Annotated in this window: 4 protein-coding genes; all 4 read left to right on the forward strand. The window is 52.3% G+C overall.

Annotated elements, in window-relative coordinates:
* Positions 1-177: 177 nt before the first annotated feature.
* On the forward strand, positions 178-846 hold the full coding sequence (locus tag B2Z72_RS18610) for a GntR family transcriptional regulator (protein ID WP_296982630.1): 669 nt from the start codon (positions 178-180) through the stop codon (positions 844-846).
* Positions 843-1,721 (forward strand): methylisocitrate lyase, encoded by an 879-nt coding sequence (gene prpB / locus B2Z72_RS18615; RefSeq protein WP_297005552.1) that lies wholly within the window; start codon positions 843-845, stop codon positions 1,719-1,721. The genes B2Z72_RS18610 and prpB overlap by 4 nt, the downstream gene beginning before the upstream one ends.
* A 32-nt stretch (positions 1,722-1,753) precedes the next feature.
* The gene (gene prpC / locus B2Z72_RS18620; protein ID WP_297005555.1) at positions 1,754-2,878 is read left to right on the forward strand and encodes a bifunctional 2-methylcitrate synthase/citrate synthase; all 1,125 of its coding nucleotides are present in this window, start codon (positions 1,754-1,756) and stop codon (positions 2,876-2,878) included.
* A gap of 68 nt (positions 2,879-2,946) precedes the next feature.
* On the forward strand, positions 2,947-4,070 hold a 1,124-nt coding region (locus tag B2Z72_RS18625), incomplete at its 3' end, for an aconitase family protein (RefSeq protein WP_297005558.1).

A 4,070-nucleotide genomic window follows, 5' to 3' on the forward strand; every position in this document is an offset into this window, starting at 1 on the left:
CTTAAGTGAACAGCATTGCGGCCATGCCGGGCTTTTTTGTATCCGTAACATCCCTATCGACAGACTCTCTGATCGGTAAAATTCCCATATTGCATACAATCTTAGTCTTATAAGCGGTTGCTTAATGAGTTTTTGCGAGTAAACTGCCATCAAACGTTAAGGATTGTAGACAATCTTATGTCTGAACCAATGACTCTGGCTGAAAAAGTATTTACCGAGCTGACCACAGCGATCGTACGCGGTGAGCTGCGCCCGGGGGATCGTCTGTCAGAGCAGACACTGGTTGAGCGTTATGGTGGCAGCCGTGCGCCGATGCGTGAGGCCATTCAGCGCCTTGAGGCGCGTAATCTGGTGAAGCGTGTTCCTCATGCCGGCGCCAGAGTGGTATCCCTTACCACCACTGAGCTGCGTGACATCTATGAAGTCCGGCTGGAACTTGAGTGTATGGCCTGTCGCCTGGCGGCCACCCGTATGACGGATGACGAAATTCAGGAGTTGTACGCACTGCTGAAAGAACACGAAGATTCCATCGCTGCAGAACAGGGATTGGCCTATTACCAGAAGGCGGGCGATCTGGATTTCCACTACCGTATTATCAAAGGCAGCAAAAACAGCCGCCTGTATCAGATGCTGTGTGGCGATCTGTACCACATCGTGCGTATGTATCGTTATCAGACCAGTACCAGCAGCAAACGCCCGCCACAGGCGCTGCAGGAACACAAACGAATCGTAGAAGCCATCGCTGCACGGGATGCAGAGCTGGCTGAACTGCTCATGCGGCGTCATATTCAGACGTCGATAACAAACCTTGAAACCCGTTTGGCTGAAGAGGAGGGTCGGCAATGACTCCAGGTCAGAAATTCCGTAAAGCACTGGCAGACAACAAACCACTGCAGATCGTAGGTACCATTAATGCTTACGCCGCCATGATGGCAGAGCGCATTGGCCACCAGGCGATCTACCTGTCCGGTGGTGGTGTAGCGAACGCCTCCTATGGTCTGCCGGATCTGGGCATTACCTCACTGAACGACGTGATCGAAGACGTGCGCCGTATTACCTCAGCGAGCTCTCTGCCGTTATTAGTTGATATCGATACCGGCTGGGGTGGTGCATTCAATATTGCCCGCACGATTCAGCAAATGGAAAAAGCCGGCGCCGCTGCTGTTCACCTGGAAGATCAGGTTGCCCAGAAGCGTTGTGGCCACCGTCCGAACAAAGAAATCGTTTCGCAAAATGAAATGACTGACCGTATCAAAGCGGCAGTGGATGCCCGTAACGATGAAAGCTTCTTCATTATGGCGCGTACCGATGCTTTCCAGCAGGAAGGTATTGAAGCAGCGATCGAACGCTCAATCGCCTGCGTGGAAGCCGGTGCTGACGGCATCTTCGCCGAAGCGATTAAAACCGAAGAGCATTACCGCGCATTTTCTGAAGCGCTGGATGTACCTGTGCTGGCGAACATCACCGAGTTTGGTGCGACCGAACTGTGGAATACCGAACAGCTGGCAGAATGGGGCGCTGGCATGGTGCTGTATCCGCTGAGCGCTTTCCGTGCGATAAATAAAGCGGCAGAAACCGTTTACAAAGCGATCCTGGAAGACGGTGATCAGCGTAAAGTGGTTGATATGATGCAGACCCGTATGGAACTGTACGATTACCTGAACTATCACGAATTCGAACAAAAACTGGATGCACTGTTTGCCGAAGGCAAAAACAAGTAAGCAGCGTTAACGATTAGATTGGGAGATACATCATGGCAAAAGAACTGAGTGGTGCTGGCCTGCGTGGTCAGGTAGCCGGTAAAACTGCACTGTCTACCGTAGGTAAATCCGGTTCCGGCCTGACTTACCGTGGTTATGACGTTAAAGATCTGGCTGATAACTGTCAGTTTGAAGAAGTGGCTTACCTGATTCTTAAAGGCAAGCTGCCAAACCAGTCTGAGCTGGATGCTTACAAAACCAAGCTGAAAGGCCTGCGTAAAATGCCGGAAGCACTGAAAGAAGTGCTGGAACGTATTCCTGCAGACGCGCACCCAATGGATGTTATGCGTACCGGTTGCTCCATGCTGGGGAACCTCGAAACTGAACTCAGTTTTGATCAGCAGCAGGACGCAACAGACCGTATGCTGGCGCTGTTTCCGGGCATGATTAACTACTGGTACAACTTCTCTCACAATGACAAGCGTATTGATGAGAATACTGATGCCGACTCTATTGCCGAACAGTTCCTGTGGACTCTGCATGGCGATAAGCCATCTGAACTGCATGTTCAGGTGATGCAGGCATCACTGATTCTGTATGCAGAGCACGAGTTCAACGCATCTACCTTCACTGCACGCGTATGTGCATCAACGCTGAGTGACATGCACTCCTGTATCACTGGTGCTATTGGTTCCCTGCGTGGCCCACTGCACGGTGGCGCGAACGAAGCCGCCATGGAAATGATCGAAGGCTTTACCTCGGCTGATCACGCTGAAGAAGAAATGATGGGCAAACTGGCGCGCAAAGAGAAAATCATGGGCTTTGGCCACGCCATTTACTCCGAATCCGATCCGCGTAACGAAATCATCAAAGGCTGGTCTGAAAAACTGGCAAAAGACGTGGGCGACAAGGTGCTTTACCCGGTTTCTGTTCGTTGCGAAGAAGTCATGTGGCGCGAGAAGAAACTGTTCTGCAACGCCGACTTTTTCCATGCATCGGCTTACCATTTCATGGGCATCCCAACCAAACTGTTCACGCCTATTTTCGTGATGTCACGACTAACTGGCTGGGCAGCTCACGTTATGGAACAACGCGCTGACAACCGCATTATTCGTCCATCTGCAGAATATACCGGTGAAGATCTGCGCGCAGTGACGCCCATTGCTGAGCGCGCGTAAGCGTCAATAACACAGAATGGCCGCTTCATACCGTCGAAGCGGTCCTTCCCAGACCGTGTGGAACCCTCATGAATACCCAATACAGAAAGAACCTGACAGGCACAACTTTAGATTTTTTCGACGCCAGGGAAGCGGTTGACGCCATCAAACCCGGCGCCTTTGATACGCTGCCCTACACCTCTCGCGTTCACGCCGAAAACTTAGTTCGCCGCTGCCCGCCTGAAACACTGCGGGACTCACTGATCCAGCTTATCGATCGCAAACGCGATCTGGACTTCCCGTGGTTTCCTGCCCGGGTGGTGTGTCATGACATTCTGGGCCAGACCGCGCTGGTAGACTTGGCCGGTTTACGTGACGCTATTGCCCAGCAAGGTGGTGACCCGTCCAAGGTCAACCCGGTCGTCCCGACACAGTTAATCGTGGACCACTCACTGGCCGTTGAGCACGCTGGCTTCGAACCAGAGGCTTTTGAAAAGAACCGCGCCATTGAAGACCGTCGTAACGATGACCGCTTCCACTTTATTAACTGGACCAAAACGGCGTTTAAAAACGTTGACGTAATACCACCAGGCAACGGCATTATGCACCAAATCAACCTGGAAAAAATGTCACCGGTGGTACACGCCAAAGACGGCGTGGCCTTCCCGGATACACTGGTAGGCACCGACAGCCATACCCCTCATGTTGATGCCCTGGGCGTTATTGCCGTGGGTGTAGGCGGTCTTGAAGCTGAAAGCGTAATGCTAGGCCGCGCGTCATACATGCGCCTGCCAGACATCGTAGGTGTTGAGTTAACCGGTAAACCCCAACCCGGTATTACCGCTACAGACATCGTGTTGGCCCTTACTGAATTCTTACGCAAAGAACGCGTTGTCTCAGCTTACCTGGAATTCTACGGTGAAGGTGCAGCTCACCTGACGTTAGGTGATCGTGCAACCATTTCCAACATGACGCCAGAATACGGCGCAACGGCGGCGATGTTCTACATTGACCAGCAAACCCTGGACTACCTGACGTTAACGGGCCGCGATGCAGAACAAGTTAAACTGGTAGAAACCTACGCTAAACAAGCGGGTCTGTGGGCCGACACCTTAACAGGTGCAGAATACGAGCGTGTACTGACCTTCGATTTGTCTTCTGTAACCCGTAATATGGCAGGTCCGTCTAACCCGCACGCCCGCTTGCCCACCAG

The sequence above is a fragment of the Thalassolituus sp. UBA6592 genome (genome assembly GCF_002433655.1).
Lineage (GTDB): Bacteria > Pseudomonadota > Gammaproteobacteria > Pseudomonadales > Oceanobacteraceae > Venatoribacter.